The sequence below is a fragment of the Acidobacteriota bacterium genome, assembly GCA_034211275.1.
GTDB lineage: Bacteria > Acidobacteriota > Thermoanaerobaculia > Multivoradales > JAHZIX01 > JAGQSE01.
In genome coordinates this window covers 1-3,153 of sequence record JAXHTF010000331.1, presented here as the reverse complement: position 1 = coordinate 3,153, position 3,153 = coordinate 1, and the positions used below count along the sequence as shown (strand labels likewise).

Genomic DNA, 3,153 nt, shown 5'->3' with positions numbered 1-3,153 from the left:
GCAGCGCGGTAGAGGTCCGGCAGCGTGTCGCGGTAGACGGCGCCGGGGAAATGCACCCGTCGGGGCCACGGCGCCGCGGCTCGCTGAAACTCTTCCAGCCGATCCCCCGCGCCGGCTAGCACCAGATGGAGGTCCGGATTGTCGGCGAGCAGCTCCTCCAGCTCCGGCATCAGCACCTGATAGCCCTTCTTGGTGGCCATGCGCCCCACCGTCAGTCCCAGAGGAGCATCCTCCGGAATCCCCAGCTGCTGGCGCCACAGGCCGCGTCGCTCTCGATCGGGGGAGAAGAGCTCGACGTCGACGCCGTAGGGGATGACCCGGGAACGCGCTTCCGGGAACCCCGCGGGTCGCACCCCCAAAGCCCGCACCCGATCCACCAACTCCGGTGAGCAGCCGGTGAGCACCCGGGCGCGCGCCAGAGCCTGGCCCACCAGCCCTCGAAAGATGGCCTTTTCCGCCATGAAGACGTCGCTGCCGTGCAGCCCCACCGCCAGGGGCACTCGATGGGGCAGCGATCGCGAGCCCGCCAGAGGTGCCGCTACCAGAGCGTTGGGCACCACCCAATGGGCGTGGAGCAGATCGAATCGATCTCCCCCCGGCGGCTTCGCCAGCAGCCGGCGCACCGCCCTCCGAGCCGCCAGCAGATAGAGGGGCGCTACCGCCAGAGCGCCGAGGCGGGCACTCTCGTCCTTCGCCAGGCTGCGGCTGTAGCCCAGGACCTCGAACCGCTCCGGTGCATAGCGGAAGGTGCGCACGGTGACGCCGTCGTCGTCCCACCCGTCGGCCACCTCCCGAGCGTGAGGCGCCAGCACCGTCACCCGGTCGCCGCCGCGCACCAATCCCCGCGCCAGATCCCGGATGAAAGGACCGGCGGTATCCCCGGCGAAGCGCGGGTAAGTCTGGGTGAGGAAGAGGAGTTGCAACGGTGGTGAGGAAGGCGCTGGAGGCTAGTCGAGGCGCTCTTTGATCGAGTAGCTATCCGAGCGGCGGAAATTCTTGAAGGTGATCATCTCCCCCAGCAACCCAGTGGTGAGAACCTGGATGCCGATGAGCATGAGAAGCATCCCCAGCTGCAGCAGCGGCCGGTCACTCAGCGACTCACCGCCGATCCAAAGCACCAGCAGGTAGAGATTGATGAGGAAGCCGAGACCGAGAAAGAACAGCCCGATGACCCCGAAGAGATGCAGCGGCCGGCGGGTGTACTTGGTGATGAAGAGGACCGTGATCAGGTCCAAGAGCCCCTTGTACAGCCGGTCCCAGCCATATTTGCTCACCCCGTGGCGCCGCGGATGGTGCTGCACCTCGATCTCACCGATCTTGAAGCCCCGGCGGCTGGCCAGCACCGGAATATAACGGTGCAGCTCGCCATAGACCGCGATCTGCTCCAGCACCTCCCGGCGATAGGCCTTGAAGCCGCAGTTGAAGTCGTGCAGATCCACCTGCGCCAAGGTGCGGGTGACCCGGTTGAAGAGCTTGGACGGCCAGCGTTTGGAGATGGGATCCTGACGCCGCCGCTTCCAGCCCGAGACCAGATCCAGGTCGTTCTCTTCCAGGTGGGTCAGGAAACGGGGGATCTCCGCCGGGTCGTCCTGGAGGTCGCCATCCATGGTGATGATGAAGCGCCCCCGGCAGTGATCGAAGCCGGCGGAGAGGGCCGCCGCCTTGCCGAAGTTGCGCCGCAGCCGCACCAGCTTGACTCGCGAATCCTTTTCCCGAGCCGCCCGCACCCGCGCTGGCGTACCGTCGTCGGAGCCGTCGTCGACGAAGACCACCTCGCAGGAGCGGCCGATGCCGTCGAAGCAGTCGAGCACCTGCTGCGCCAGCTTCTCCACCGTCTCCGCCTCGTTGAGCACCGGCACCAGGACACTCACCTCCGGTGCGGCGAGCTCCCTTTCCTGGATCTCTCCTGGGCCGGCCGCAGGCTCGGGCCGAGAAGAGGAGGTCGATTGGGCTTGGGGCATGGTGTTCACCACGGGAAGTCTACCAGTGTCGTTGCAACGAGAGGCACCAACAACGAGTCGTCTCGTGTCCTGTCTTGAAAGGAGCGAGGACTCCGAGGCGCCCGGCGCAGGCAGGAGCTGCAGCGGAGAAACGCGCGGCACTGTTTGAGCGCCAGCGAGTTTCCCGCGCGCCGATGCAGCTCCCTCGCCTGCGTCGGAACAGTGCGCCGAGGCCCCCGAGCGATTTCAAGACAGGGCATGAGACGACCTCATGAGTGCCTGCGCGCTGCACCTGCCCACACCTTATCCAAGAGCCAAGATCTCTTCCGCCGCCTGCTTGCCACTGCGCATGGAATGATCCATGTTGAAGTATTGCCACTCGCCGAAGCGGCCGGCGGTCCAGATGCCCTGCTCCCGCAGCCAGTCGCGGATGATCCCGACGTTGCGCCCGTGCTGCAGATCGTAGATCACGTAGGCGGGCAGAATGCGCTCGGTGTGCACCAGGTCGATCTCGTCGTCCGGATGCAGGATCTTCGCCGCCCGTAGCGCCTCCAGGGTCTTCTCCACCGCGCTCTCCTCGTCCAGGGGCCGGTGCTCCGAAAACGCCACCTCGGTGGCGATGGAGCTGCACCCCTCCGGCACCGTGTCGGGACTGAAGGTGCCGGGGAAGGACAGGCGGTGGAAGGGGAAGACGTCCTCGTAGAAATAGACCCAATGCTTGTCCGAGATATTCGGCCGCTTGACCCCGACATTGACGCAGTAGATCCCCTGGTAGGACAGCGAGTTAGCGGCCCGCTCCACCTCCGGCGGCAGGCCGGTGACGAAGCGCGGCAGGAAGCAGAGGGGGAAGGTCATCACCGCCCGCTCGAAGGGCACCACCTCTCCATCGGCGAAGACCACCTGCCGCTGGGGCAGCTCGATGCGCTCCACGGTGCGTTCGAGATGGAGGTTGTGGAGCCGCTCCCCCAGCGCCTTGGGCAGGGGCTCGATACCGCCGTAGCGGGGATACCAGAAATGCGAGGTGGCCCCCACCTGATCCACTTCCGAGGTCAGCGCCCCGGCGATGATGCGCTCGACGTTGGGAGTGGGTACCCGGCGGCCGATCCAGTTGAAATCCATGGTAGAGGGCTCGACGGTCCAGATCTTGCGCGCATAGGGCATCATCAAATGCTCGGCGATGCCCTCGCCGAAGAAGCCGCGCATCCACTCCTCG

Annotated in this window: 3 protein-coding genes; all 3 read right to left on the bottom strand. The window is 66.2% G+C overall.

Features of this window, described 5'->3' with window-relative positions; translation table 11 throughout:
- Window positions 1-923: glycosyltransferase (locus SX243_25630; GenBank protein ID MDY7096371.1), on the bottom strand; the 923-nt coding region annotated here is incomplete at its 3' end.
- A 24-nt stretch (window positions 924-947) separates the two neighbouring features.
- The gene (locus SX243_25625) at window positions 948-1,961 is read right to left on the bottom strand and encodes a glycosyltransferase family 2 protein (protein ID MDY7096370.1); all 1,014 of its coding nucleotides are present in this window, start codon (window positions 1,959-1,961) and stop codon (window positions 948-950) included.
- 282 nt (window positions 1,962-2,243) lie between these two features.
- A partial coding sequence (locus SX243_25620; protein MDY7096369.1) for an FAD-dependent oxidoreductase occupies window positions 2,244-3,153 on the bottom strand: 910 nt, incomplete at its 5' end.

Coding starts and splice junctions, on each gene's coding strand:
- SX243_25625 (MDY7096370.1), bottom strand. CDS start 1,961: ATGCCCCAAGCCCAATCGACCTCCTCTTCTCGGCCCGAGCCTGCGGCC.